Raw genomic sequence first — 24,232 nt, forward strand, 5'->3', positions numbered from 1 at the left:
GGCCGTTGTCAATGCCGGGTACCCCGTGAACAACGATGCCGCGCCCCCGTGACGGGGACGCGGCATCCTAAGGGGTACGACGGTCAGGCGAGCTTCGCGTCCAGGGTGATGGTGGTGCCGGCCAGGGCCTGGCTGACCGGGCAGTTCTTCTTGGCGTCCTCGGCGGCGGCGGCGAAGCCGGCCTCGTCCAGGCCGGGCACCGTGCCCTCGACGGTCAGGTGGATCCCGGTGATGCCCTCACCCGGCTGGAACTTGACGTCGGCGGTGGTCACCAGCCTGGTGGGCGGGGTACCGGCCCCGGCCAGGGCGTGCGAGAGGGCCATGGAGAAGCAGCTGGAGTGGGCGCCGGCGATCAGCTCCTCCGGGCTGGTCTTGCCGTTCGCCTCCTGGGAACGCGAGGCCCACGTGACCGGCTGCTGGCCGATACCGGAGGAGTCGAAGGTGATGACACCGTTGCCCTCGAGGAGGTTGCCTTCCCAAACGGTGTGTGCGGTGCGCGTGGTGGCCACGGTTGTTCCTTTCGGCGTACGAAGGCGAATGAACCGGTTTCGCTGCCTCCCATCCGATCACATCCGGGCTCACCGCACGCGGAAGACCGGCCCACGGGGAGTGAACGGCAGGCGACGGCCGTCGGGCACGAGGTAGGCGTGCTCGCGCCGCACCCGCAGGACGTCGCACCAGCCGTCGGTGATCACCAGGACCGGTGCGGTCGGCGGGAAGTCGTCCGCGCGCTGCAACAGGTCGATCCCGGGCTGGAGGACGGTACCGCCGCGGCCGTGCACCCGGACCCGCCCGGCGATCTCGGTCGTCGGCAGGTACCCGGCGTCGTGCGGGGCGGCGTCGCAGAACACCACACGGGCCGCCGGTACGTCCCGGGCCTCGGCGTAGGAGGCGATCGCGCCGAGGGCCTTGCCGAGCAGGGTGCGGTCCATGGAGCCGGAGGTGTCCAGGACCACGCCGAAGGTGCAGCGGGCGACCTCCTCGGGCGGGAAGTACCGGCCGGCGCGCGGGATGTCCGGGGTGGACGACTGCCGGCGGGAGGGCCGGGCGTACGACCGGACGGCTTCCGGCCGGGGCACGAACTCGTCGAACCACCGGGCCAGTCGGGCGTCCCAGGGCAGCGGCGGATGGCTGAGCGCGCGGATCTCCTCCACCAGGCCGCCGGGCAGGAACCCGCGGTCCTGCGTCTGGTGCAGGTCCAGTCCCTGGCCGAGGCCCCGGCGGTAGAACTCGTCGAGGTCGACACAGGCGCGGGGCGGCCCGAGCGGCGCGCCAAGCACGTCGCCGCGCCCCTTGCCGCGCAGGGTGGCGAGGCGCCGCATCCGGCGCAGGTCGACGGCGATCCGGTCGTACACCTCCTCCGCCGAGAGGTCCTTCAACTCCGGGTCGTGCAGCAGCCCTTCGGGCATGGTGCCGACGCGCATCTCGACCAGCCAGCCGTTGATGACGTAGTCGCAGGCGACGTTGAAGAGGTAGGGGTCACGGCCGCCGAGGCGGTCGCCGTGGCGCAGCGCGGCGTGCAGCATCTCGTGGGCGAGGACGAACCGCCACTCCTCCTCGTCCAGGGTGCGCAGCGGGTTGACGTAGATCTCGCCGGCCTCGGGGTTGACGGCGGCGATCGCGATGTCGTGGGCGCGGGCCAGTTCGGCGTCGGCGACCAGCTTGATACCGGCCGCGATCCCGCCGAGCAGCGGATAGGAGGAGACGAACCAGCTCAGCGCCTGCTCCCAGGGACGCAGCGGGGTCGGCGGCCCGGTCATGGAGGTGCGGCGGCCGCCTGCCAGGTCCATCGCCCGGGACATGGTCCGGGTCAGCGCGTGCGCGAACGCGACCTGCCAGTCGGGGACTTGGCCGGCCCACTTGTCCCAGGAGAGGAGCAGCTGGTCGGGTTCGCCGCCGCTGGTGCCGCCGCGCTCGTAGGCGGCCGGAACGCTGCCGACGCGGCGCCAGCCGGCGGCCAGCCGGTCCTCGTCGCCCTCCGGATAGGACGCGGGCAGGTGGTCCGGTGCCTCGCCGACCGGGAAGGTCGCCAGGAAACGGTTGACGACGGTGCAGCGGGCGGCGAGGTCGTAGCGGTCGGGCTGGGTGCGCTGCCCGGTGGCGGCCGGCAGGTGGCCGAAGCCGAGATGGATCGTGCAGTGGGCCAACGCCCAGGCCCACTGAGCCGGTTCGGCGCGCCGGGTGGCGTGGGCGTGCAGGACTCCGTCGGAGTCGGCCCGTACCAGCCCTTCATGGGGCGCCAGTTCGCACTTCTCGTGTCGACAGAGGGTGAACTCGACGGCCCGCAAAGCCGGGTTGGCGCGCAGCAGCTCGACCCCGGCCGCGAAGTTCTCCGCGGCCGGGTCCTTCTTCTCCGCCTTCTTCTGGTCCTTACGGCCGCTGGGGCTCATCGTCGGGCCTCCACCAGCCGGGGCATGTCCCGGGCGGCCTCGATCAGGAACCAGGAGGGCAGCACGGGGTTGCCGTCGGCGTCGGAGGCGATGACGGTCTGGGCGACCTCGACGGAGATCTCGGCGAGCTGCACGAGCAGCGACTTGGCGCGGTACGCGGTCTGCCGGCCGTTCGCCGACATGTGCTCCTTGGCGGCGGGCAGCTCCTTGACCAGCCGCCCCCGGAACGACTCGGCGAGGTAGTACAGCAGGTCACGGTCCTCGATCCGGTGCGGCCAGCCGGCGTCGCCCCGGAGGATCGCCTCGATCCCGAAGCGGCTGCGCACGATCTTGACGTATCCGCGGAAGGCGGTGGCGTGGGCCGGGGTGAGCGTGCCGTGGGCGAGGACCTTCAGAGTCTCCTCGTCGAGATCGCGCCCGAAGGAGTGCAGGGCGTCGGAGAGTATGTGCCAGGAGCGCGGGGTGGAGAACGGCTCCTCGGTCTTCGGCGGCTTGGACCACAGATGGTCGGGCCGGTCGGTGAGGTGGTCCAGGATCCACGGGTGGATGCCGTTGCCCGCGGCCCAGGCGAGCCAGTCGTGGGCCGAGGCCTCCAGGTGGACGTGGGCCAGCCGGTTGACGAGCGCGGAGGCGATGGGCCGCGCGAGGGCGTTGTCGGTGGCCCGGTTGCCGGCACCGATGACGATCGACCCCTTGGGCAGTTCGTAACTGCCGATCCGGCGGTCGAGGATCAGCGAGTAGAACGCCTTCTGCACATCCGGGGTGGCCGCGTTCAGCTCGTCGAGGAAGAGACAGTACGGCTCGTCCCGGGCGATCACCTCGGGCGGGCAGAACACCGACCGCCCGTCACGGATCTGCGGGACGCCGATCAGATCCTCGGGCGCGAGCTGCGTACCGAGCAGACTCACACACTCCAGCCCCAGCGACTCGGCGAACGCCCGCACCAGCGAGGACTTCCCGATCCCGGGCGCCCCCCAGATGAACACGGGCCGCACGGTGGCAAGCCCGAGCAGAAGCTCGGGAAGGCGGGCAGGAGTGACAGCAACGGCAGCCTGCAAGAAGCGGCTCCTTGGGGGATGTTCGAGGGCGTGACGACTCGAACAGTGTGTGTCGCGAGCAAGGGAAACGCAGCTGATTTATCCCCGGCTGAGCTGAAGCGCCCCCTCGGGAGCGCGGGGCTGTGTCAATGTGCGGCTCCGCCGCGCTGGCGCGACCAGCCCCCACCGCCCCGCGGCGAACGAACTACGCGACCGTCTCCTCGCCGGCAGGCACCGGCACCTGCGGCCCGTCCGCCTCCCGAAGCCACCGCCGCAGCACCCCGTGCACGGCCTCGGCCCCCACCAGCGTCTCCCCCTCGGCCACCGGCGCCGAGACGCAGACCGGCGACAACAGGAACGGCCTGCCCTGCGCGCCCCCCAGTCCCCCGTGCGACCCGATCTGCTCCTCGAACGCGAGGACGTCGCCGCCCTCCGGGTCGTACGAGGAGTTCACCATGATGTCGGCGGTGTGCGGAAACGAGTGCGTGCGCCGGACGGCGTCCGCCGCGCCCGCCCCGAAAGCGGCCAGCGGTCCCGGGTGCCCGTCGAGCCGGTCCAGCGGTATCTCCGCCCCGTACGCCCCGAGCAGCACCCCGCCGTGCTCCTCGCTGCGCACCAGCAGGAACCCGATGCCGGGGTGGTTGGCGAGGGTGGTGAGCAGCGCCGGGTGCCGGGCGTCGATCTCCTCCTTGGTCATGCGGTGCGGCACGTCCGGGAAGGAGACCAGGCCGAGGTTGCCGGAGGCGAGTACGACCGGTTCCGAGTGCCGGGTGGGCCGGTGCTTCTCGCCGCCCTCCTCGACCGGCCTGCGCAGGGCCGCGCGGACGGCGGCCCGGGCCTCGGTGCCGCTGTGCGTGTGCTCGGCCCGGCGCGGCACGTGCAGCCCGCAGCCGGCCCGGACCAGGTCGCCGAGGGTGAGGCCGTACCGGGAGTGGAAGGTCTCGCCGGGGCTCTGCCCGTGGTCGGAGAGGACCACGATCCGGTACTGCCGCGGCGCGTGCTCGGCGACCTTCCCGATCAGCGCGAGGGCCCGGTCCAGGCGTTGCAGCACCTTCTCGGCGTCGCGGCTGTGCGGTCCCGAGTGGTGGGCGACCTCGTCGTAGGCGACGAGGTCGGCGTAGACGGCGGTGCGGCCGGCGAGCAGGTCGCCCATGACCGCGGCCACGACGACGTCCCGTTCGACGACGGTGGCGAAGGCGCGCACGAAGGGATAGAGGCCGCCGCGCCCCACGCGGGGCCGCTGCTTGCGTATCCGGGCCGCCGTCGACTGGCCGATCTCGCGGCCGACCTCGGCGAAGAAGGAGAGCGCGGTGCGGACGGCGTTGGCCGGGTCGGAGAAGTAGGCGAAGTAGCCGGCGCGGGAACGGTTCTCCCGGCCTCGGCGCCGGGTGGCTATGGACAGCACGAGGGCCTGTTCGTCGGCGCCGCCGCTGAAGAGGTTGCCGCGGCTGGCGCCGTCCAGGGTGAGCAGCCCCCCGTCGGCGGTGCGCTCGACGGCCCGGCGCTGGAGTTCGGCGGCGCTGGTCGGCCGGTTGCAGACCATCACCTCCCGGCTGTCCTTCTCGTACCAGCGGAAGGCCGGGACGTCGAAGGCGGACCCGTGCAGGATGCCGAGCTGGCTGGCGCCGGTCTGGCTGGACCAGTCGGTGCGCCAGGGGGTGAGCCGGTGGGTGTCGTCCAGCCAGGCCGCGACCGTCGGCATCAGCCCCTTGGCGACGGCGGCGGTGAGGACGTCGTGGCCGACGCCGTCGAGCTGGAGGAAGACGGTGCCGGGGGTGGCCGGGCAGGGCGGCCGGGAACCGCGGCGGCGGGTGGCGAGGCGGGAGAGCCGGCTCCGGTAGGCGTCGTCGTCACGGACGGCGAGGGCACCGCCGGTGGCGGAGGCGACGGCGGACATCACGGCGGCCACGATCACGGCGGTCTCCGGGGCGGCCTCGCTCTGTCCCGAGGGGTTGATGCGCAGGGCGACGAGGAGGAGGGAGCCGTTGAGGAAGAAGACCAGCAGGCCGAGGACGAGGGCGGGCACCAGCAGCAGCAGTCGTACGAGGAGGGGCCATACGACGGCCGACAGCACACCGAAGGCACCGGCGCCGAGGGCCGCGGTCACCGCGATGCGGGTGGCACTGTCACCGTCGGCGGACTGGAGCTGGAAGTCGGGCAGGATCCCGGCGAGCACCAGCATGGTCACGGTGGACACCGCCCACACCACGACGCTTCGCCCGATCTGACTGACGAACCGCCGCCACCGCACGCCCCACCGACCTCACGTCCGCGACCCGCGTCCGCCGCGGGTCTGCTGCCGCCAACACTGTCACACGGCCGTGGACGCGAACGGGCTCACCTCCCGTCGTACCCCGCCGTCGGCATCGACAGCCTCCGGTGGACCCGCGCCTTCATCTGGGCGTCGTAGCAGGGCTCGGCCCGCCCCACCGTCTCCACCCGCACCCCGCGTCTCGCGCACTCCGCCGTGAAGTCCTCGACCGACGACAGCGCGCTCTCCAGCACCCGTCTGCTCGGCGCGACGAAGACGTCGAGGCCGGGTCGGACACCCGCCCACAGGGCGCTGTGGTCGTGACGCAGCCCGCGGACCAGGAGTTCCCGGGCGATGACGTACCCGTGTTCCACGGCCCAGCGCGCGCACATCGCGTGCTGGCTGCGGGAGTCGACCAGGAAGGGGTCGATCTCCAGTTCCTCCAGGGGCGTCAGACTCGCGATGGCGGTCACCCGCACCGGCGCGAGCCCGCCGTAGGCACCCCGTGCCTGTCCCATGGCGTCCCCCCTCACCTCCGGGTTTCGCCGCCGACCCTACTCCTGCACGTAGGCTTCGGGGAGTCGCACGAAGGAGGCAAAGAGGTGCCGGTGGAGATCACCTGGTGGGGTCACGCCACCTGCACGATCGAGGATTCGGGCGTACGACTGCTCACCGATCCTCTGTTCGCGCGCCGGCTCGCGCACCTGCGCCGCCGCCGGGGTGCCCCGCCGCCGCCCGAGGCCCGTCGTGCGGACCTCGCGCTCGTCTCCCACCTGCACGCCGACCATCTGCACGTCCCCTCGCTGGCCGGGCTCGCCCCGGGCACGCGCCTGCTTGTGCCCCGGGGCGCACCACGCGCGGTACCCGCACTCCGCCGGCTCCGGCAGTTGCGGATCACCGAGGTCGGTGTCGGCGACGAGATACCCGTCGGCCCGCTGGTCGTCCGCGTCGTGCCCGCACGCCACGACGGGCGCCGGCTGCCGGTCGGCCCGCACCGATCCCCCGCTCTCGGGTATGTCGTCGAGGGCGCGGCGCGCACGTACTTCGCCGGGGACACCGGGCTGTTCGACGAGATGGCCGAGGCGGTCGGGCCGGTGGACGTGGCCCTGCTGCCGGTCGGCGGCTGGGGGCCCCACCTCGGGGAGGGGCATCTCGACGCCGGGCGGGCGGCACGGGCGCTGGCGCGGCTGGCACCGCGCAGCGCGGTGCCGGTGCACTACGGGACGTACTGGCCGATCGGTATGGACGGGGTGCGGCCGCACGAGTTCCACGCGCCCGGCGACGAGTTCGTGCGCCTCGCCGCGGAGTACGCGCCGCAGGTCGCGGTGCACAAGCTCGGTCACGGGGAGAGCGTGCGGCTGGAGGTCGCGCGGTGAGACTGCTGCTGGTGATGGCGGCCGCCGGCGCGACGGCGGCCACCTCGTCGACCTCGTCGACCGAGTCCACGCAGCAGGCGATCGGCTATCCGACGCTGTTTCTGCTGGTGCTGGTCGGGGCGTTGGTGCCGGTGGTGCCCACGGGGGCGCTGGTGAGTTCGGCGGCGGTGGTGGCCTTCCACCAGACGGCGCCGTTCGCGCTGGGGCTGGTGCTGGTGACGGCGTCGCTGGCCGCCTTCCTGGGGGACGCGGCGCTGTACTGGCTGGGGCGGCGCGGGATGGGGTCGAAGAACGGGTCGCGGTGGCTGGCGGCGATCCGCGCGCGGGCGCCGGAGGACCGGCTGGAGCAGGCGCAGGAGAAGTTGGCCGAGCACGGGGTGCTGGTGCTGGTGCTGTCGCGCCTGGTGCCGGCGGGGCGGATACCGGTGATGCTGGCCTGTCTGCTGGCCAAGTGGCCGTTGCGCCGGTTCGCCCGGGGGAACGCGCCGGCCTGTGTGGCCTGGGCGGTGACCTATCAGTTGATCGGGATTCTGGGCGGGTCGTTGTTTCCGGAGCCGTGGGAGGGGGTTGTCCTGGCGGTCGCGCTGACCGTGGTGATCAGCGCGATGCCGGGTGTGGTGCGGCGAGTTCGGGGTGGTGCGGTGCGTGGCTGACTGCGGGGGCGTGGGGGCTCAGCGCGCCGACGCGGCGGAGCCGCGGAATGTCGCAGCGCCGCGTCCTTAGGGGGCGCTCGGCTCCAACGCCTTTGAACCCCCCACCGGCAGGTCCCACAGGTTCTCCCGGTCCAGCCCCGCCTTCTCCCACGCCGCCCGTACCCGCCTCAACGGCTCCAGGACCGGTTCTGCCGAGAGGATGAAGGTGCCCCAGTGCATGGGGGCCATCCGCCTCGCCCCCAGGTCCTCCGTCGCCCGGACCGCCTCCTCCGGGTCGAGGTGGACGTCGCTGAGCCACCAGCGGGGGTCGTAGGCGCCGATGGGCATCAGGGCGAGGTCGATTCCGGGGTAGCGGCCGCCGATGCGGGAGAACCAGTGTCCGTAACCCGTGTCGCCGGCGAAGTAGACGCGCCGGCCGTCGGCGGCGGTGAGGACCCAGCCGCCCCAGAGGCTGTGACAGGTGTCGGTGAGGGTGCGCTTGGACCAGTGGTGGGCGGGGACGAAGTCGAAACGGACACCGGAGAGTTCGGCCGCCTCCCACCAGTCCAGCTCGGTGACGGTCGTGAAGCGGCGCCGCCGGAACCAGCGGCCCAGGCCGGCCGGTACGAACACCGGGGTGTCGCGCGGGAGACGGCGCAGGGTGGGGGCGTCGAGGTGGTCGTAGTGGTTGTGGCTGATGACGACCGCGTCGACGCGCGGCAGGGTCTCCCAGTCGACGCCGACCGGGGTGACCCGGGCCGGGGTGCCGATGATGCGGCGGGACCAGACGGGGTCGGTGAGGACGGTCAGGCCGCCGATCCGGACGACCCAACTGGCGTGTCCCGCCCAGGTCACGGCGACCGTGTCGGTGTCGACGCGGGGCAGCGGGCCCGGCATGTACGGCAGCCGGGGGATGTCGGCGAGGCCCTCGCGCCCGGGGCGGACGGAGCCCTCGCGGGCGAAGCGGGCCATGGCCTTGAGGCCGGGCAGGGGTGCGGTCAGACGGTCGTGGAAGGTCCGTGGCCAGAACCGGAGTTCGCCCAGCGGACGGGGTTCTGCGAGCGGCGGGAAGGGCGGCGCGTAGGGAGTCGGGGCCACGGGGGTGGCAGGGGTGGTGGAAATGGCGTCCCGGGTCGTCGTGGCAGCCGGGTCGGCCGTCGTCGTGGGGGCAGTTGCCGGATCGGCCGTCGTCGTGGGGGCGGTCGTCGGATCGGCCGTCGTCGTGGGGGCGGTCGTGGTGGGGGCGGTCGTCGTGGCGGACCCTGACTCATGCGTCTGCTGCGTCATCGAGGAGGCTCCCATCGCTGAGCGTCGTCGCGGAGATCGTCGAGTACCGACCTCACGGACATCAACGCGCGTTGCACGTGTGGCAGTTCCAACGGTGTGGGTGACGTGAGGCATTCCAGGCGTTCCGCGTCGGTGCCGCCCAGCAGCGGCCCGGTGGCGAGCCGGACGCGCAGCGCCTGGAGGTCGTCGCCGAAGCGATGGCCGCCGGGTACGGGCATGCCGAGCCGGGTGGTGAGGAAGTCCTCCAACTCCTGTGCGTCGCCGACCCCTTGGCCGCCGAGCGCGGCGCGCAGGGGTTCCAGGTCGGCGTACAGGTGACGGCCGGCCTGTGGAGGCCGGGCCACGCCGCCGCTGTCGACCACCGCGGCGTACAGGGCGGCGGCCAGGCGCGCGTGCAGGCGGACGGCGGCCTCCCGGCGGCTGGTGACGGACTCGGGCTCGTCGAGCGCGTGGGCGGCCGCCACCGCGACCGGTCCGGCGAGGCGGGCGCCGAGCGCGGTGAGGACGTCGAGCACGCGCGCGTGCAGGGACGTACCGGTGTCGCCCTCGGGGAACCGGGCGACGGCGGCGGGCCAGCCGGCCGGCAGCAGGGCGCCGGCCAGGTCGGTGACGACGGTCACCCGGTCCGGGAGCATCTCGGCGGGGCTGAGCAGCACGGTGGCGTGCGGGGCGTGCAGGGTGTCGCGCCAGGTCTCGTCGCTGACCAGGTGGAGTCCCTCGCCGGTGGCCGCCTCGACGGTGGCGTGCAGCAGTTCGGGCGGGGCGACGGTGGCGGTCGGGTCGTCGGCGACGGAGAGCACCAGGAGCCGGGGGTCACCGCCCTCGTCCCGGACCCGGCGCACGGTCTCCAGGAGCGCGTAGGGGTCGGGCACGCCCCCGGACTCGGCCGGGGTGGCCACATGGAAGGCGGGCCGGCCGAGGAGCCGGGCGTACGGCGCCCACCAGGCGGCGCAGGGGCGCGGCACCAGGACGTCGCCGCCGAGCGCGGCGGTGAGCGCCAGCAGGAGGGCGGGGGCGCCGGGGCCGGCGGTCAGCCGGCCGGGCGGGGCGGCCAGCCCGCGGCGTTCCCAGTAGCCGCGGGCCGCGTCGAGCAGCGCCGGACCGCCGCCGACCGGCTCCTCCCCGCCCCGGCTCGCGGCGGCGGCCAGCGCGGTGGCGAGGGCCGGCAGGACGGGCAGTCCGTCGTCGGGCAGCGGCGGCCCGTACCGCACGGGTCCGTGACCCCGCGCGGGCGTGTCCCGGACCGGTCCCTGCCCCTCGGGGTCCGTCCGCCGCATGTCCGCCTCCGCGCAGTCCGTGGTGCCGTGTGCCGTCCGGTTCCGGGCCGTGCTGTTCGTCGGGTGGTGCGGACGGTGCCGGAGTGGTCGCCCCCGGGGTACCCGGTGGCGAGCGTCTCATCCGTGCGCGCGTGACCTCCCGCCGGCCAGCCGGTACACCGCACCACCGCACGCGGCCGCGATCAGCAGGCCGCCCGCGACCAGCGCGGGAACGGAGTCCGTGAACGCGCCGCCTTCCCCGGCCGCCACCCCGTGCTCCACGGTCGGCGGAGCACAGGACGTGTCCCCGCCGCGCGGCTCGTCGCACGCGTGCTCGCCGTCGCAGGAACCGGACGAGCCGGCTCCGCCGGATCCGCCGGAGGGGCCGAAGGGACGAGAGGCACCGGAGGAGGCGCACTCGTGTCCCCCCTCGCCGCACGACTTCTGCCCCGCGGAGCAGGGCCGCTCGCCCTTGCCCCCGGTCGCCGTGCCGCCCCCGGCGTCCCCCCGGGAACCGGTCGCGTCGTCCCCCCGGCCAGCAGTGCCCGCGTCCCCCCGACCAGCAGTGCCGCCGTCGTCACCCCGGCCACCCGTACCGCCGTCGTCACCCCGGCCACCCGTACCGCCGTCGTCACCCCGGCCACCCGTACCGCTGTCGTCACCCCGCACACCCGTGCCGCTGCCGACAAAAGGCGCAGTGGCGTCGTCGCCTTGCGGGACCGTGCCGTCATCCCCCCGAGGGACCGTGCCGTCATCCCCGAGAGAGACGCCGCTGTCCCCGCCGGGCACCGCGGCCCCGTCCCCGTGGGGCACCCCGCTGTCCCCGCCGGGCACCGCACCCCCGTCCCCGTGGGGCACCACCCCGCTGTCCCCGCCGGGCACCGCACCCCCGTCCCCGTGGGGCACCACCCCGCTGTCCCCGCCGGGCACCGCACCCCCGTTCCCCTGCGGCACCCCGCTGTTCTCGCCCCGGACCGCCCCGCCGTCGGCCGGGGGAACGGTGCCCCCTTCACCCCCGGCGACCGTGGCGTCTGTGCTCCGGAGCTTTCCCTGCGCCCCGCTCCCCACCGGACAGTTCGCGTCGGTCGTCCCGCAGGTCACGGAGACGGTGGTCCCGGGCCGCACGCCGCCGGGGTTCGCCCCGGCGGCGGGGCCGGCCGCGGCGGCCGTGCCGGCGACGCCGAACGCGGCACCCGCCAGGACGGCGACGGACAGGGTGCGAGCGGTACGGCGCATGGGGTGGCTCCTCGGAACGTACGACTCCGGGGACACGCGGTCGGTGCCCCCGCAGCCATCACAGCCCGCCCCACGCCGTGCCGCGCGCGGCCGACCCCCATTCGCGGGACACGCCGGTCCTTTCGGGTGACGGCACGGGCGGATTCCGGCGTGTCGGCCCCATGCCACCGGGTACGCGTCCGGCACCCCTGAAGTACCTGGAGGGAGATATGCAGCGAGGAAGCGACCGGTTGAGTGTTCACCGGGACGAGGAGATGAAGCACGAGCTGCGGGACCTGCTCAGGTCCGGGCATCCGACCCGCACCGAGGACTGGAACGACCCCGAGCCGCCCGCCGAGGACGACCCGGAGGTGTACCGCGCCCCGATGCTGCCGTGGACCAGTGAACGGCCGTCACTGGCGACTCTCCGGCTGGAACTGGCCCGGTCCCTGACCCGGCACGACTTCCCGGCCCAGCCGAGTGAACTGGTACGGGTGCTGCGCCGTGGCCACGCCTCCGACGATCTCGTCCAGCGGGTGTCCCGGTTGCCGCGTTCGACGCGCTACCGCAACCTGCTGGCACTGGCCGAGGCCGTGGCCGGCGAGGAGTGAGCCCGCGCGCCGACGATGCAGCCGCGAAGCCGACAAAGCAAGGAGTGAACGTCATGCGTATCGCGTTTCTGACCGCGCCCGAGGGCGTCGAGCAGGTGGAGCTGACCGAGCCGTGGAAGGCGGTCTCCGACGCCGGGCACGAGCCGGTGCTGGTGTCGACGGAGCCGGGGCGGGTCCAGGGCTTCGACCATCTCGACAAGGCGGACACGTTCGCCGTGGACGAGGTGGTCGGCGACGCCTCGGCGGACTCGTTCGGTGCCCTGGTACTGCCCGGCGGGGTCGCCAACCCGGACATTCTGCGGACGGACGAGCAGGCGGTGGCGTTCGTGAAGGGCTTCTTCGAGGCGGGCCGTCCGGTCGCCGCGATCTGTCACGCGCCCTGGACGCTGGTCGAGGCCGATGTCGTGCGCGGCCGGACCCTGACGTCCTGGCCGAGCCTGCGGACCGACATCCGCAACGCCGGCGGCACCTGGGTCGACGAGCAGGTCCAGGTCTGCGGGGCCGGTCCCAACACACTGGTCACGAGCCGTAAGCCGGACGACCTCAAGGCCTTCTGCGAGGCCTTCCTCGACGCGCTCGGCCAGGGCTGAGCCAGACCAGGGGCCGGTCTCAGCTCGCGGAGGCGCGCGGTGTCGCCGTCTCCGCGCAGCTGCGCTCCCGGGCGCCCTCCCGAGTGCGGCCGGCGGCGACGATGCGGCGCGGGTTGCGGCGCAGGTACTCGCCCTCCAGCTGGGCCATGCGCTCGTTGTGGGCGCGCAGCGCGTCGTTGGACCCGTACAGCAGGGTGTCGTGGCGCGTCCGGTGGATGGTCTCCAGCTCCTTCATGAGCTGCTGGTCGTCCAGCCGGCTGGGGTCGACTCCGGTCATGGTGGTACCCCGCTCGTCGTGTCCGTCCCGGCGGTCCGGATCCCTGCATCCACTGTACGAAGGTCCGGGCCGCCGGGCCTGTCTAGCGGGCGCGCTCCACCCGGCGCTCGTCCCACACCGGCTCCGGGGTCTCGCGGACCCGGCCGTCGGTGCCGAAGACCAGGTAACGGTCGAAGGAGCGGGCGAACCAGCGGTCGTGGGTGACGGCGAGCACCGTGCCGTCGAAGGCCTCCAGACCCTCCTGGAGGGCTTCCGCGGACTCCAGGTCGAGGTTGTCGGTCGGCTCGTCGAGCAGCAGTGCCGTCACCCCCTGTAGCTCCAGCAAGAGGATCTGGAACCGGGCCTGCTGGCCGCCGGAGAGCCGCTCGAAGGTCTGTTCGGCCTGGTTGGTCAGCTCGTAGCGGCGCAGCCGGGACATGGCGGCGCCCCGGTCCTGGGAGTGTTCCGTCCACAGGATGTCGAGGAGGGTACGGCCCTGCAGCTCGGGGTGGGCGTGGGTCTGGGCGAAGTGCCCGGGTACCACCCGCGCGCCCAGCTTCCACTGCCCCGTGTGCGCCACCTCCTCGCCGGCCAGCAGCCGCAGGAAGTGTGACTTGCCGGAGCCGTTGGAGCCGAGGACGGCGACCCGTTCGCCGTAGAAGACCTCCAGGTCGAAGGGTTTCATCAGTCCGGTGAGTTCGAGTCCCGCGCAGGTGACGGCACGCACGCCGGTACGGCCGCCGCGCAGCCGCATCCTGATGTCCTGGTCGCGCGGCGGCTCCGGGGGCGGGCCGGCCTCCTCGAACTTGCGCAGCCGGGTCTGCGCGGCCGCGTACCGGGACGCCATCTCGTGGGAGACGGCGGCGGCCTGGCGGAGGTTCAGCACCAGCTTCTTCAGCTGGGCGTGCTTCTCGTCCCAGCGGCGGCGCAGTTCCTCGAAGCGGGCGAAGCGTTCGCGGCGGGCGTCGTGGTAGGTGGCGAAGCCGCCGCCGTGCACCCAGGCGTCGGCGCCGGTGGGCGACGGCTCCACGGAGACGATCTTCTCGGCGGCGCGGGCGAGGAGTTCCCGGTCGTGGGAGACGAACAGGACCGTCTTGCGGGTCTCCCCCAGCTGCGCCTCCAGCCAGCGCTTGCCGGGGACGTCGAGGTAGTTGTCCGGCTCGTCGAGCAGCAGCACCCCGTCGGTGCCCCGGAACAGGGCCTCCAGCACCAGCCGCTTCTGCTCGCCGCCGGAGAGGGTGCGCACCTGCCGCCACTGGGCCTTGTCGTACGGCACGCCGAGCGCGGCCGTCGTGCACATGTCCCAGAGCGTCTCGTGCTCGTAGCCGCGCACCTCGGCCCAGTCGGCCAGGGCCTGCGCGTAGCGGAGCTGGGCGGCTTCGTCGTCGACGGTCATGATGCCGTGCTCGGCCCGGTCCACGGCCCGCGCGGCCTCCCGGATCCCGGGGGGCGCCACCGACACCAGCAGGTCACGCACGGTCGTCTCGTCCCGCACGGAGCCCACGAACTGGCGCATCACGCCGAGCCCGCCGCTCACGGTCACGGTGCCGGCGTGCGGCTTCAGCTCGCCGGAGATCAGCCGCAGCAGGGTGGTCTTGCCGGCGCCGTTGGGGCCGACCAGCGCGACGGCGGCCCCCTCACCGACCCGGAACGACACATCGCCGAGCAGGGCCCTCCCGTCGGGGAGGTAGTACTCGAGATGCGCGGCTTCCAGGTGTCCCATGGTCAGCGATTCTGCGCGGCAGCCCCGACCGGGGGCAAACCGTTATCGTCCCGACGTCTTCCGGCCGCGGGCCAGTGGGGGCTGGTCGCGCAGTTCCCCGCGCCCCTTTGGGGCGCGTTGCGGTAGCGCCCCTTCAGGGGCGCGGGAACTGCGCGAGCGACCACGCCGCGCCCGCCCCCGAACGCGTCGGCCCCCTTCACTCCACCGCCGACTCGAGCGGCTCCCCCGCCGGCCCGCTCTCCCCCGCCGGTTCCACGATCGCGCCCTCCCAGGACACCGCCTTCCAGCCGTCGGCCGGGGAGCCCTCCAGGATGACCACGCCGGTGTTGTCGAGGGGGCGGGCGGCGGCGAAGGGGACGTCGACGTTGTCGGCGCGGGCCGCCGTCCACAGGCGGATCGCGGCACCGTGGCTGATCACGGCGACCGTCCCGGCGCCGCTCGCCGCGGCCTCGGCGATCACCGCGTCGTAGCGGGCCAGCGTCTCGTCCCCGCTGTCGCCGCCGGGCATGCGCAGCGCGGTGTCCCCGGCCGCCCAGGCGAACACGGTCCGCATGTACTCCTGGCCGCGCTCGGAGTGGCCGGGCAGCAGCTCCAGGTCGCCGGCGGAGACCTCGCGGATGCCGTCCCGGACGATCGGGACCAGGCCGCGGGCGGCGGCCAGCGGCGCGGCGGTGAGCTGGGTGCGGGTCAGCGTGGAGACGTAGAGAACCTCGATGTCCTCGCCGGCGAGGGCCTCGGGCAGGGCCGCCGCCTGCTGCTCGCCGAGCGCGGTCAGACCGGGGCCCGGTACGCCGGTGTCGAGCAGGAAGTCGACGTTGGTCGGAGTCTGCCCATGACGTATGAGGAGCAGGCGCATCCAGAAGGTCCTCTCACTCGACCGCACCGGTTACCGGCACGAAACAGCCACTTCAGGGTAACCGGACCCGCATGAGTCCAGATGTTGACCTGACCGTCCTGAAGCCCGGCCGGCACGCGCTGCGCGACCGACTGCTCGCTCTCGACCTGAGGGTGTTCGAGGTGGCCGCCGAGCGGAACTGGCCGTTCGCCGCCCCGGTGCTGCCCCGGCTGAGCCGCAGTGCCAACCACGGCGTGCTGTGGTTCGCGGCGGCGGCAGCGGTGGCCGCGTCCCGCACCCCCAGGGCCCGCCGCGCGGCCGTCCGCGGCCTGGCCTCGCTCAGCCTTGCCTCCCTGACCATCAACACCCTCGGCAAGCGCTCGGTGCGCCGGCCCCGGCCGGTCCTGGACCCGGTGCCGGCGGTACGACAGCTGAAGCGGCAGCCGATCACCACCTCGTTCCCCTCCGGTCACGCCGCGTCGGCGGCGGCGTTCGCGGCCGGGGTCGCCCTGGAGTCCCCGGGGTGGGGCGCGGTGGTGGCGCCGGTGGCGTTCTCCGTCGCGATGTCCCGCGTCTACACGGGCGTGCACTTCCCGAGCGATGTGCTCGCGGGTGCGGCCCTGGGGGTGGGCGCCGCGTTCGTCGTCCGCCGGCTGGTGCCGACCCGGGGCCAGATCGGGCCGCCGCCCCGGCCGCGCGCCCAGGCCCCGGCGCTGCCCGACGGGGAGGGCCTGGTGGTGGTGGCCAACCAGGCCTCGGGCAGCTCCGACCGGGTCCGGGCGCTGCGTGACGAGTTGCCGAAGGCCGAACTGGTGGAGTGCGAACCGGATGAGGTGCGGGCCGAGTTGGAGAAGGCGGCACTGCGGGCGCAGGCGCTCGGGGTGTGCGGTGGCGACGGCACCGTGAACGCGGCCGCCCAGGTCGCGCTGCGGCACGGCCTGCCGCTCGCGGTGCTGCCCGGCGGCACCCTCAACCACTTCGCCTACGACCTGAGCGTGGAGGACGGCCGCGGCCTGGGCCGTGCGGTGCGCGACGGCGAGGCGGTCCGGGTGGACGTCGGCCGCTTCGCCTGCGACGGCCAGGAGGGCATCTTCCTCAACACGCTGAGCCTCGGGGTGTATCCGGAGCTGGTGCGCGAGCGGGAGCGCTGGGCGCACCGCATCGGCGGCCGGCCCGCCGAGGTGCTGGCGGCGCTGCGTGTGCTGCGCACGGACCAGCATCCGCTGGAGGTCGAACTCGGCGACTCGGCGCACCCGTTGTGGCTGCTGTTCGTCGGCAACTGCGTCTACCACCGGATGGGCCTGACACCGGGCCGCCGTACCGACCTGGCGGACGGCCAGCTGGACGTACGGGTGGTGCACGGCGGCCGGCATCCCGCGCTGCGCCTGCTCTCCGCCGCCGTCGCGGGCCCGCTCTCCCGTTCCCCCGCACACGCGGAGGTGCGGGTGAGCCGACTTCGTCTCACCGGCCTCAAGACCGGTACCCCGCTCGCCTACGACGGTGAAGTCACCGACGTGAAGGGCGAGGTGACGGTGGACAAGCTGCCGAAGGCACTGACGGTATACCGCTCGCACTGACAGAGCGTCAGTCCACATCGTAAAACGCAGATCTCATTATTCGGCATGCGGGCGTAGCGTTGCGGATACCGCGGGACGGAGCCGTCCGGCCTCGTCCGCCTGGTGCGAAGCGAAGGGGCTGAGCCATGCCGAAACCACGGGAGACCGCCGTCTACACGCACGGGCACCACGAGTCGGTGCTGCGTTCCCATGCCTGGCGCACCGCCGCCAACTCCGCGGCCTATCTGCTCGGTTCGCTCAAGCCCCACATGAGGATCCTGGACATCGGCTGCGGCCCCGGCACCATCACCGCCGACCTGGCGGAGCTGGTCCCCGACGGCCGGGTCACCGGCGCCGACCAGGCGCCGGGCATCCTGGAGCAGGCCCGGCAGACCGCCGCCGGGCGCGGGCTGACGAACGTGGACTTCACGGTCGCGGACGTGCACGCGCTGGACTACCCGGACGACACCTTCTGCGTGGTCCACGCCCACCAGGTGCTCCAGCATGTGGGCGATCCGGTGCGGGCGCTGCGCGAGATGCGCCGGGTGACCAAGCCCGGCGGCTTCATCGCCGTACGGGACTCGGACTACGCGGCGATGACCTGGTACCCGGCGGTGCCGGGCCTGGACGACTGGCTGGAGCTGTACCGCCGGGTGGCCCGCGCCAACGGGGGCGAGCCGGACGCCGGGCGGCGGCTGAAGTCCTGGGCGCTGGCCGCGGGACTGACCGACGTCACCGCCACCTCCGGCACCTGGACCTACAGCACGGCCGAGGAGCGGGCCTGGTGGGGCGGGCTGTGGGCGGACCGTACGGTCGCCTCGTCCTACGCCGAGCGGGCCACGGAGGGCGGCCACGCGACCACCGGGGAACTGCAGGCCGTCGCGGCGGCCTGGCGGGAGTGGGCGGCACAGGACGACGGCTGGTTCGCCGTTCTGCACGGAGAAATTCTCTGCCGTAAGTGAGCCTGATCCGCGGAATTCGGGAAACACGGATCGCCAGGAGGTCAGACTATGGTTCCCATTCTGCTGGTACTGCTTCTGGTGCTGATACTTTTCGGTGCCGGATTCGCGGTGAAACTGCTCTGGTGGATCGCGCTCGTCGTGCTGGTTCTGTGGCTTCTCGGATTCCTGGTCCGAGGCACGAACGCCTCCGGCGGCAGGGGTCGCTGGTACAGGTGGTGAGGCCCCGCCGGTGGCCTTCATTCGCGCGGCAACAGCGGTGGCAGTGGCCCGGGGTCCGGATTCAGGACCTCGGGCCGCTGCCCGTCGCCGTCCCGGAGCCGGTCCGCTCGTGCAGGGCGAGGTCTCCGGTGAACGAGTAGAACGAGTAGGCCGCCCAGGGTCCGCTGAGTTCCACGCGTATTCCCGGCACCTCGCCCTTCGTACGGTCCACCAGTTCCACGAATTCCTCGCAATTCACACGCGCCACCAGATAGGCGGCGTCGAGCAGATTCCTCTCCGGATCTCCGGCCGGCGCCGCGCTCTGCGGAGGGTGCAGCCGGAAATCCTCGGCGTGCCGGGAAAGCCGCTCGTGCAGGGCACGGGCGAATTTCCCGGCGGATGCCTGATCCGTCTCGGGCGAGTCGGGGCCGGCGTAGAGCGTGACGCCCCACTCGACCCTGCCGTCGAGCCGGTCGAGGGCGTACCGGAAGTCGGCCTCGCAGGCCTCCATCATGGTCCGTACACCGCTGTCGTCCCGGAAGACCGTGCCCGGCCGCAGCGGCAACGGGGTGGTGACCGTGGTGAGCGCGTCGACCACGCCCTGATGGGCGCGGACGGTCGCGGCCAGCCAGTCCCGGTCCGCCAGATGGTCCCGCAGGGGCGCCTCGGCGAAGTCGCCCTCCGGGACCGTACTGACCACGGCGACCAGACCGTGGTGCCTGAGCAGCCCCGGCGGAGCCCCGGCCACGCCGGTGAGCTGGGACTGCAGGGCCGCCTCGAAGGGACGGCAGACGGCGTACACGTACCGGAGTCCAGCCTGTCCGGTCATGGCCCCTCCTCTCGTCGAGGTCCGCGCCGGGCGGCCGCCGGCGCCACGATCAGCTCGTCATCGGTCATCGCACGATCGCCTCCTCGACCAGCAGCCGGCCGGCCGCCGCGATCGCCTCGGCGTCGATGCCCGCCGCGTGCAGCTGCTGGTCGGGCGCGGCCGAGCCCGGCATGGTCCGCACGGCGAGCCGTACCAGGCGCGGGACCGGCCGGCCGTCCGCGAAGGCCTCGGCGACCGCGTCGCCGAGCCCGCCCTCCTCGTGGTGGTCCTCGACGGTGAGCAGACAGCCGGTCTCCTCGGCGGCCAGGCGCAGGGTCTGCCGGTCGACGGGCTTGACGGAGTACAGGTCGACGACCCGGATCCGGATGCCGTCCTCGGCGAGCGCGTCGGCGGCCTTCAGCGCCTCGTGCAGGGTGACCCCGGCGGCGACCACGGTCAGCCGGTCCGCGTCGGAGGAGCGCAGCACCTTGCTGCCGCCCACCGGGAACTCCTCGTCCGGTCCGTAGATCACCGGGGCCGCACCGCGCGAGGTGCGCAGATAACGGATGCCCTCGAGCCCGGCCATGGTCGCGACGAGCTTGGCGGTCTGGTTGGCGTCACAGGGGTACAGCACGGTCGAGCCGTACACCGAGCGGAACATCGCCAGGTCCTCCAGGCCCATCTGGGAGGGCCCGTCCTGGCCGATCGCGACGCCCGCGTGCGAGCCGACCAGGTTGATCCCGCTGCCGCTGATCGCGGCCATGCGGACGAAGTCGTGGGCCCGGGTGAGGAAGGCGGCGAAGGTCGCCGCGTACGGCACCCAGCCGCGGGTGGCCATCCCGACGGCGCCCGCGACGAGTTGCTGTTCCGCGATGTAGAACTCGAAGTAGCGGTCGGGGTGCTCCTTGCCGAAGAACTCGGTACGGGTGGAGTCGCCGACCTCGCCGTCCAGGGCGACGATGTCGGCGCGGGCGGTGCCGAGCGCGGCCAGCGCCTTGCCGAAGGCATCGCGGGTGGGGACCTTGTCCCCCTTGTCGTAGCGCGGGAGTTCGAGCGCGCCGGTGGGCACGGAGTGCAGGGCCCGGGCCGCCGGAGGTTCCTGCACATGAACGCGGACGTCCCGCATTCCGCCCAGTTCGGCGATGGCCTCCTCGGGGTCGGGCAGCGGCTTGCCGTGCATGCCCTCGCGGTCCTCGACGGCGGCGACGCCCCGGCCCTTGCGGGTACGGGCGAGGATCACGGTGGGCTGGCCCGCGGTGGCCGTGGCCTCGGCGCAGGCGCGGTCGACGGCGTCCACGTCATGGCCGTCGATCTGCACGGTGTGCCAGCCGAAGGCCTGGAAGCGGCGGGCGTAGGCGTCCAGGTCGTGGCCGTGCCGGGTGGGTCCGCGCTGGCCGAGCCGGTTGACGTCGACGATCGCGATGAGGTTGTCGAGATGCTCGTACCCGGCGTGCTCGGCGGCCTCCCACACGGAGCCCTCGGCCAGCTCGCTGTCCCCGCACAGCACCCAGACCCGGTACGGGCCGTGCTCCAGCCGCTTCCCGGACAGCGCGATGCCGACGCCGACCGGCAGTCCCTGGCCCAGCGAGCCGGTGGCGGTCTCGACCCAGGGCAGCCGGCGCGGGGTGGGGTGCCCCTCCAGATGGGAGCCGAGCTTGCGGAAGGTGAGCAGTTCGGCGTCGTCGATGGCACCGACCGCCTTGTAGGCGGCGTACAGCAGGGGCGAGGCGTGGCCCTTGGAGAGGATGAGGCGGTCGTTGCCGGGATGGGCGGGCCGGTCGAAGTCGTAGCGCAGATGCCGGGCGAGCAGGACGGCCATCAGATCGGCGGCGGACATCGACGAGGTCGGATGCCCGGACTCGGCCGCGGCGGCCGCCCGCACGCTGTCCACGCGCAACTGCTGGGCGAGTTCGACGAGTTCGGCGGTGTTCATGAGACTCCTTCGGAGGGAGTGTCCGTAGCGGTTCCGGGGCGCTCGGCGGCTGCGGGGCGTCCGTGCCCACCGTGCCCGGCGGCGCCGGCCAGGGCCGGGCGGGACCGGACCGCGCCGGGGGCCTCCGACGCGGATACGGAAGGCGGCCGGCGGGGTGGGGCGGCGTGCCGCCGGCACGGTTCCGGGCCGGCCACGCGGGGGGTACGGCCCGCGCGGCCCCCGGCGGACCCGGTGCCGGCGGTCACGATCCGGGGTCGACGGCTCACGGTGCGCCTCCGGGAATGCGTCTGGGTTCCGAGGCTTCCCACGTAACCGTAGGCGGGCCCGTCAAACGCCGCCCGCCGAGAGCGCCCCGCCAAGGGTGCGCGGCACCGCGCGGCCTGGGCACACCGCGCGGTGCCGCCTCCCGGGCGACGTCAGGCGCGACGAGGCGGCACGTCCTGGCCGGCGTCGGGTGTGACGGGTGTGACCGGCGTGATCGGCGGCACCGGCGGCTGCGCCGGCATGGGCGGGTACGGCAGCCCCAGCCCGCTGGGCGGCCCCGCGGGCGCCGTTCCGCCGATGACCCGCCGGGGAGCGTGCGGCCGACTGGGGCGGCCGGCCTCCCTCAGCAGGTACGCGACCGCGCCCAGGACCCCCGCGGTGACCAGCGCCGCGGCCCACCCCGGCAGCACGATCGCCAGCGCCAGGCCCACGGCCGACGCCACCGCCGCCCCGGCGTACAGGGCGACCGCACCGGAGGCGCCGTACAGCAGAGCGGCCCGCCGCCGCTTGCGGCCCTGCTGGCGCAGCTCATCCCGTACGGTCTCGCGTGCGACCTGGGCCAGTTCGTCGACGAGGTCCTTGTCCAGATGTTCGAGATGATCGAGGTGTTCCATGCGGGGCGGGTACCCGGACGCGAAAAGCCGTAACAGGAGATCGCCGGAGGCGGAGTCTTCCCGCCCGGCGCCAACTAGGCTCGTCGCATGGAGATTCTGGGCGCCTCCCTGCGCATCTGCGTCGACGACCTCGAAACCGCGATCCCGTTCTACGAACGCCTCTCCGGCGGCAGAGCCCTCCGTTTCGAACGCGGGGGCGTCCAGGTCGCCGCGGTCGGCTCCTTTCTTCTGATGAGCGGTCCGGAGGCGGAGCTGGAGGTGCTGCGCAAGGTGACCGCGACGATCGCGGTGCAGGACGTCGACGCGGCCCACCGGCTGCTGGACGGCCTCGGCGCCCGCATCCTCGCCGGGCCGGTGCCCACCCCCGCCGGCCGCAACCTGCTCGCGATGCACCCCGACGGCTCGGTCTTCGAGTACGTCGATCAGCAACCGGCCTGATCAGGGGTTCCGCGGCCGCATCCGGAAGTCGTACCGACCGGGCAGCGGGTCGTCACCGAGCCGCGCCCACAACCGGCCGCCGGCATCGGACCCTTCCCGCAGGTCGGCGACCTCGAACCCGTCCTCGAACACGGCCCGGGCCGCCGCCCGCCGCCCCTCGGCGAGCAGCAACTCCGCCTCCAGGAGCCGGAACCGGCCACGCTCCCGGGTGGCCGGGGGCAGCGCCTCCCAGACGGTGCGGGCGTCCGCGGCCCGGCGTACCCGCAGCAGCGCCTCGAGGGCCTCCCGGCCCAGCGCGGCGACGGCCGCCGTCCAGGCCTCGCCGTCGTCGCGGCGTTCCCGGCACAGGTCGTCGAAGGCGTCGGCGTACCGCTCGGCGGCCCGTTCGTGGTGCCCGTGCTCCTGGTCGGCGACCGCGAGACAGCGCAGCAGCGGCCACAGGGACGGGGCGAGCTGGAGGGCCCGCTCCCAGCTGCGGACGGCCTGGGCCCGGTCGCCGGCGTGCCACTGGGCGACGCCCAGGTGATACTCGGTGTGCGGGGTCGCGGGGGCCGTCTCCAGCATGTCCCGCCAGTGCGGGGCGACCAGGGTGGGCCCCGGCGGCCGTACCCGGCGGGGTTCGGGCAGCGTGCCGGTGTGCAGCAGTTCCCGCCAGGGCGCCTGCTCCTCGCCGAGCGTCGACTCCGCGAACGGTGTGCCGGGCAGCTTCCAGTCCGTGCGCAGGACTTCCAGAGCACCCCAGCCGGAACCGGTGGCGAGGATCTCGCCGGGTGCGGTGTCGGCGTACGGCTGCCAGGCCGCGAACGCGGCGTCGAGCACCGCGCGCGGCAGGGCGTCCTCCAGCCGCTCCGCCACGGCCGCCGCCACCGTCGCCGTCTCCGTCTCCGTCTCCGTCTCCGTCTCCGTCTCCGGCGACGCGGACAGCGGCCCGTACGCCTCCAGCCAGGAGACCTCGCTCTCCGCCTCCAGCCGGACGTGCTCCAGCTGGGTGCGGGCCAGCCCGGCCTGGATCTCGCGGTAGCCGCCGGTGCCGGGTCCGCCGAGCCATTCCTGCCAGCGCCGGCCGCCGGGGCCCGAGCCCCACACGAACAGCTTCCGGCCGCGCAGCACGTCGGTCGAGGTCTGCACCAGCCCGTGCCCGGCCGCGTCCAGCGCGGCGATCCAGCGGCGCCGGCCGTCCGGCAGGTCGTAGAAGTAGTCGGTGGCGTAGGGATGCCGGGTGTCGTACGACGGAACGGGCACCCGGCGCAGCCGGCGTTCGGGCCCGAACTCCCAGGCCTCCTCGGCCGCCACCACGACCCGGCGGTCCTCGGGCACGGCGGTGTTGGACCACCAGTAGAGCGGCACCGGGCGTTCGTGCGGATTGCGGACGCGGACGCCGACGTACAGGAAGTCGGAGCCGTCCGGCAGCCACAGGTCGACCTGGAAGGGCAGGTCGCGCAGCCGTTCCCACTCCCACAGCCGGAGCATCTCCCCGCCGTCGGGGGCGGCGACACGGGCCGCGTGGAGCGGGGCGCAGGACAGGGTGGTGTGGCCGGTGGCACCGATGTTCCATTCGATGCCACCGGCGTACCAGGCCCCGTTGAGAGCGAAGTTGGCGGGCTGGAACACCGGGTTGCGGTAGAGGAGTTCACGGCCGGTGGGCAGGTGCACGAGGGACGCGACGCGGCCGCCGAGGCCGGGCAGGACGGTGGCGCGCAGCCGGTCGTTCTCGATCACGAGCGCGTCCAGGGCGCGCGGCTCGCGGGTTCTGCCGTAGCCGTCGCGGATCCGCACCGGGAGGAGGCTGCGGAGCGGTTCGTAGCCGAGCTGGCGGGCCATGTCGGCGGGGAATTCGTCCCGCTCGCGCTCATCGACGCGATGCAGCTCGTCGAGCGGGCGGAGCGGGGGCAGCGGATTGTCCGGGCCCAGCTCCGCCGCGGGCAGGGTCAGTACCTCACGTCGGATCCTGGTCACGATCGCCATGGAACCCGGCACGGGACGAGCTGACCAGGGGAGCT

Annotated in this window: 23 protein-coding genes; 8 read left to right on the top strand and 15 right to left on the bottom strand. The window is 73.7% G+C overall.

Annotation, left to right across the window (positions count from 1 at the left end):
- Window positions 1–83 precede the first annotated feature (83 nt).
- The 5 genes from ACZ4N4_RS08200 to ACZ4N4_RS08220 all read right to left on the bottom strand — a co-directional run bounded on the left by ACZ4N4_RS08200 (window position 84) and on the right by ACZ4N4_RS08220 (window position 6,196).
- Window positions 84–509, bottom strand: a complete 426-nt coding sequence (locus tag ACZ4N4_RS08200; RefSeq protein WP_362575352.1) for an OsmC family peroxiredoxin — start codon at window positions 507–509, stop codon at window positions 84–86.
- 69 nt (window positions 510–578) lie between these two features.
- The gene (locus tag ACZ4N4_RS08205) at window positions 579–2,390 is read right to left on the bottom strand and encodes a vWA domain-containing protein (protein ID WP_467585850.1); all 1,812 of its coding nucleotides are present in this window, start codon (window positions 2,388–2,390) and stop codon (window positions 579–581) included.
- Complete coding sequence (locus ACZ4N4_RS08210) at window positions 2,387–3,448, bottom strand: ATP-binding protein (RefSeq protein ID WP_453569654.1); 1,062 nt, start codon at window positions 3,446–3,448, stop codon at window positions 2,387–2,389. The genes ACZ4N4_RS08205 and ACZ4N4_RS08210 overlap by 4 nt, the downstream gene beginning before the upstream one ends.
- 184 nt (window positions 3,449–3,632) lie before the next feature.
- A complete protein-coding gene (locus tag ACZ4N4_RS08215; protein WP_467587642.1) occupies window positions 3,633–5,633 on the bottom strand; it encodes an alkaline phosphatase family protein in 2,001 nt (666 codons plus the stop codon).
- 131 nt (window positions 5,634–5,764) lie between these two features.
- Window positions 5,765–6,196, bottom strand: coding sequence for a hypothetical protein (locus ACZ4N4_RS08220; RefSeq protein ID WP_453569653.1), 432 nt, complete (start codon window positions 6,194–6,196; stop codon window positions 5,765–5,767).
- An 84-nt stretch (window positions 6,197–6,280) separates the two neighbouring features.
- Between ACZ4N4_RS08220 and ACZ4N4_RS08225 the strand changes: the two genes are divergently transcribed.
- On the top strand, window positions 6,281–7,054 hold the full coding sequence (locus ACZ4N4_RS08225) for an MBL fold metallo-hydrolase (RefSeq protein ID WP_453569651.1): 774 nt from the start codon (window positions 6,281–6,283) through the stop codon (window positions 7,052–7,054).
- Window positions 7,055–7,068: 14 nt separating this feature from the next.
- Complete coding sequence (locus ACZ4N4_RS08230) at window positions 7,069–7,707, top strand: DedA family protein (protein WP_453569929.1); 639 nt, start codon at window positions 7,069–7,071, stop codon at window positions 7,705–7,707.
- A 66-nt stretch (window positions 7,708–7,773) separates the two neighbouring features.
- Here the strand turns inward: ACZ4N4_RS08230 and ACZ4N4_RS08235 are convergent, their stop codons facing one another.
- The 3 genes from ACZ4N4_RS08235 to ACZ4N4_RS08245 all read right to left on the bottom strand — a co-directional run bounded on the left by ACZ4N4_RS08235 (window position 7,774) and on the right by ACZ4N4_RS08245 (window position 11,465).
- A complete protein-coding gene (locus tag ACZ4N4_RS08235) occupies window positions 7,774–8,973 on the bottom strand; it encodes an MBL fold metallo-hydrolase (RefSeq protein WP_467585853.1) in 1,200 nt (399 codons plus the stop codon).
- Window positions 8,970–10,250, bottom strand: a complete 1,281-nt coding sequence (locus ACZ4N4_RS08240) for an aminotransferase class I/II-fold pyridoxal phosphate-dependent enzyme (RefSeq protein WP_453569645.1) — start codon at window positions 10,248–10,250, stop codon at window positions 8,970–8,972. Before ACZ4N4_RS08240 ends, ACZ4N4_RS08235 begins: the two co-directional genes overlap by 4 nt.
- Before the next feature lie 117 nt (window positions 10,251–10,367).
- Window positions 10,368–11,465 carry a hypothetical protein gene (locus ACZ4N4_RS08245; protein ID WP_467585856.1) on the bottom strand — a complete coding sequence of 366 codons (1,098 nt, stop codon included), beginning with the start codon at window positions 11,463–11,465 and terminating at the stop codon, window positions 10,368–10,370.
- 209 nt (window positions 11,466–11,674) lie between these two features.
- Here ACZ4N4_RS08245 and ACZ4N4_RS08250 point away from each other — a divergent pair, with 209 nt between their 5' ends.
- Window positions 11,675–12,055, top strand: coding sequence for a DUF2795 domain-containing protein (locus ACZ4N4_RS08250; RefSeq protein WP_467585859.1), 381 nt, complete (start codon window positions 11,675–11,677; stop codon window positions 12,053–12,055).
- A gap of 53 nt (window positions 12,056–12,108) precedes the next feature.
- A complete protein-coding gene (locus ACZ4N4_RS08255) occupies window positions 12,109–12,645 on the top strand; it encodes a type 1 glutamine amidotransferase domain-containing protein (RefSeq protein WP_450766150.1) in 537 nt (178 codons plus the stop codon).
- A gap of 19 nt (window positions 12,646–12,664) precedes the next feature.
- Here ACZ4N4_RS08255 and ACZ4N4_RS08260 read toward each other — a convergent pair whose 3' ends face one another.
- From ACZ4N4_RS08260 to ACZ4N4_RS08270, 3 genes are all read right to left on the bottom strand, one after another.
- The gene (locus ACZ4N4_RS08260; protein WP_360474837.1) at window positions 12,665–12,922 is read right to left on the bottom strand and encodes a DUF6158 family protein; all 258 of its coding nucleotides are present in this window, start codon (window positions 12,920–12,922) and stop codon (window positions 12,665–12,667) included.
- Window positions 12,923–13,004: 82 nt separating this feature from the next.
- Complete coding sequence (locus ACZ4N4_RS08265) at window positions 13,005–14,624, bottom strand: ABC-F family ATP-binding cassette domain-containing protein (protein WP_453569636.1); 1,620 nt, start codon at window positions 14,622–14,624, stop codon at window positions 13,005–13,007.
- Window positions 14,625–14,820: 196 nt separating this feature from the next.
- Window positions 14,821–15,480 (bottom strand): histidine phosphatase family protein, encoded by a 660-nt coding sequence (locus ACZ4N4_RS08270; protein ID WP_467585862.1) that lies wholly within the window; start codon window positions 15,478–15,480, stop codon window positions 14,821–14,823.
- Window positions 15,481–15,551: 71 nt separating this feature from the next.
- Here ACZ4N4_RS08270 and ACZ4N4_RS08275 point away from each other — a divergent pair, with 71 nt between their 5' ends.
- From ACZ4N4_RS08275 to ACZ4N4_RS08285, 3 genes are all read left to right on the top strand, one after another.
- A complete protein-coding gene (locus ACZ4N4_RS08275) occupies window positions 15,552–17,036 on the top strand; it encodes a phosphatase PAP2 family protein (RefSeq protein ID WP_467585865.1) in 1,485 nt (494 codons plus the stop codon).
- Between the two features lie 125 nt (window positions 17,037–17,161).
- On the top strand, window positions 17,162–17,977 hold the full coding sequence (locus tag ACZ4N4_RS08280) for a class I SAM-dependent methyltransferase (RefSeq protein ID WP_467585868.1): 816 nt from the start codon (window positions 17,162–17,164) through the stop codon (window positions 17,975–17,977).
- Window positions 17,978–18,025: 48 nt separating this feature from the next.
- Window positions 18,026–18,196 carry a hydrophobic protein gene (locus ACZ4N4_RS08285; protein ID WP_453569628.1) on the top strand — a complete coding sequence of 57 codons (171 nt, stop codon included), beginning with the start codon at window positions 18,026–18,028 and terminating at the stop codon, window positions 18,194–18,196.
- Between the two features lie 61 nt (window positions 18,197–18,257).
- Here ACZ4N4_RS08285 and ACZ4N4_RS08290 read toward each other — a convergent pair whose 3' ends face one another.
- The 3 genes from ACZ4N4_RS08290 to ACZ4N4_RS08300 form a co-directional block, all read right to left on the bottom strand.
- Window positions 18,258–19,004 (bottom strand): GvpL/GvpF family gas vesicle protein, encoded by a 747-nt coding sequence (locus ACZ4N4_RS08290; RefSeq protein WP_467585871.1) that lies wholly within the window; start codon window positions 19,002–19,004, stop codon window positions 18,258–18,260.
- A gap of 64 nt (window positions 19,005–19,068) precedes the next feature.
- Window positions 19,069–20,916, bottom strand: a complete 1,848-nt coding sequence (locus ACZ4N4_RS08295; RefSeq protein WP_467585874.1) for a transketolase — start codon at window positions 20,914–20,916, stop codon at window positions 19,069–19,071.
- Window positions 20,917–21,332: 416 nt separating this feature from the next.
- The gene (locus ACZ4N4_RS08300; protein ID WP_467585877.1) at window positions 21,333–21,794 is read right to left on the bottom strand and encodes a phage holin family protein; all 462 of its coding nucleotides are present in this window, start codon (window positions 21,792–21,794) and stop codon (window positions 21,333–21,335) included.
- Between the two features lie 87 nt (window positions 21,795–21,881).
- On the opposite strand from ACZ4N4_RS08300, the gene ACZ4N4_RS08305 reads away from it, so the two are divergent.
- Window positions 21,882–22,232 carry a VOC family protein gene (locus ACZ4N4_RS08305; protein WP_453569618.1) on the top strand — a complete coding sequence of 117 codons (351 nt, stop codon included), beginning with the start codon at window positions 21,882–21,884 and terminating at the stop codon, window positions 22,230–22,232.
- On the opposite strand, the gene ACZ4N4_RS08310 is transcribed toward ACZ4N4_RS08305, so the two are convergent.
- The gene (locus ACZ4N4_RS08310; RefSeq protein ID WP_467585880.1) at window positions 22,233–24,197 is read right to left on the bottom strand and encodes a DUF5107 domain-containing protein; all 1,965 of its coding nucleotides are present in this window, start codon (window positions 24,195–24,197) and stop codon (window positions 22,233–22,235) included.
- Window positions 24,198–24,232: the final 35 nt, after the last annotated feature.

This window comes from Streptomyces sp. NPDC026538 (genome assembly GCF_055567535.1).

Coding starts and splice junctions, on each gene's coding strand:
- ACZ4N4_RS08270 (WP_467585862.1), bottom strand. CDS start 15,480: ATGCGCCTGCTCCTCATACGTCATGGGCAGACTCCGACCAACGTCGAC.
- ACZ4N4_RS08260 (WP_360474837.1), bottom strand. CDS start 12,922: ATGACCGGAGTCGACCCCAGCCGGCTGGACGACCAGCAGCTCATGAAG.
- ACZ4N4_RS08230 (WP_453569929.1), top strand. CDS start 7,069: ATGGCGGCCGCCGGCGCGACGGCGGCCACCTCGTCGACCTCGTCGACC.
- ACZ4N4_RS08285 (WP_453569628.1), top strand. CDS start 18,026: ATGGTTCCCATTCTGCTGGTACTGCTTCTGGTGCTGATACTTTTCGGT.
- ACZ4N4_RS08235 (WP_467585853.1), bottom strand. CDS start 8,973: ATGACGCAGCAGACGCATGAGTCAGGGTCCGCCACGACGACCGCCCCC.
- ACZ4N4_RS08265 (WP_453569636.1), bottom strand. CDS start 14,624: ATGGGACACCTGGAAGCCGCGCATCTCGAGTACTACCTCCCCGACGGG.
- ACZ4N4_RS08245 (WP_467585856.1), bottom strand. CDS start 11,465: ATGCGCCGTACCGCTCGCACCCTGTCCGTCGCCGTCCTGGCGGGTGCC.
- ACZ4N4_RS08255 (WP_450766150.1), top strand. CDS start 12,109: ATGCGTATCGCGTTTCTGACCGCGCCCGAGGGCGTCGAGCAGGTGGAG.
- ACZ4N4_RS08290 (WP_467585871.1), bottom strand. CDS start 19,004: ATGACCGGACAGGCTGGACTCCGGTACGTGTACGCCGTCTGCCGTCCC.
- ACZ4N4_RS08205 (WP_467585850.1), bottom strand. CDS start 2,390: ATGAGCCCCAGCGGCCGTAAGGACCAGAAGAAGGCGGAGAAGAAGGAC.
- ACZ4N4_RS08280 (WP_467585868.1), top strand. CDS start 17,162: ATGCCGAAACCACGGGAGACCGCCGTCTACACGCACGGGCACCACGAG.
- ACZ4N4_RS08300 (WP_467585877.1), bottom strand. CDS start 21,794: ATGGAACACCTCGATCATCTCGAACATCTGGACAAGGACCTCGTCGAC.
- ACZ4N4_RS08275 (WP_467585865.1), top strand. CDS start 15,552: ATGAGTCCAGATGTTGACCTGACCGTCCTGAAGCCCGGCCGGCACGCG.
- ACZ4N4_RS08240 (WP_453569645.1), bottom strand. CDS start 10,250: ATGCGGCGGACGGACCCCGAGGGGCAGGGACCGGTCCGGGACACGCCC.
- ACZ4N4_RS08305 (WP_453569618.1), top strand. CDS start 21,882: ATGGAGATTCTGGGCGCCTCCCTGCGCATCTGCGTCGACGACCTCGAA.
- ACZ4N4_RS08220 (WP_453569653.1), bottom strand. CDS start 6,196: ATGGGACAGGCACGGGGTGCCTACGGCGGGCTCGCGCCGGTGCGGGTG.
- ACZ4N4_RS08310 (WP_467585880.1), bottom strand. CDS start 24,197: ATGGCGATCGTGACCAGGATCCGACGTGAGGTACTGACCCTGCCCGCG.
- ACZ4N4_RS08250 (WP_467585859.1), top strand. CDS start 11,675: ATGCAGCGAGGAAGCGACCGGTTGAGTGTTCACCGGGACGAGGAGATG.
- ACZ4N4_RS08295 (WP_467585874.1), bottom strand. CDS start 20,916: ATGAACACCGCCGAACTCGTCGAACTCGCCCAGCAGTTGCGCGTGGAC.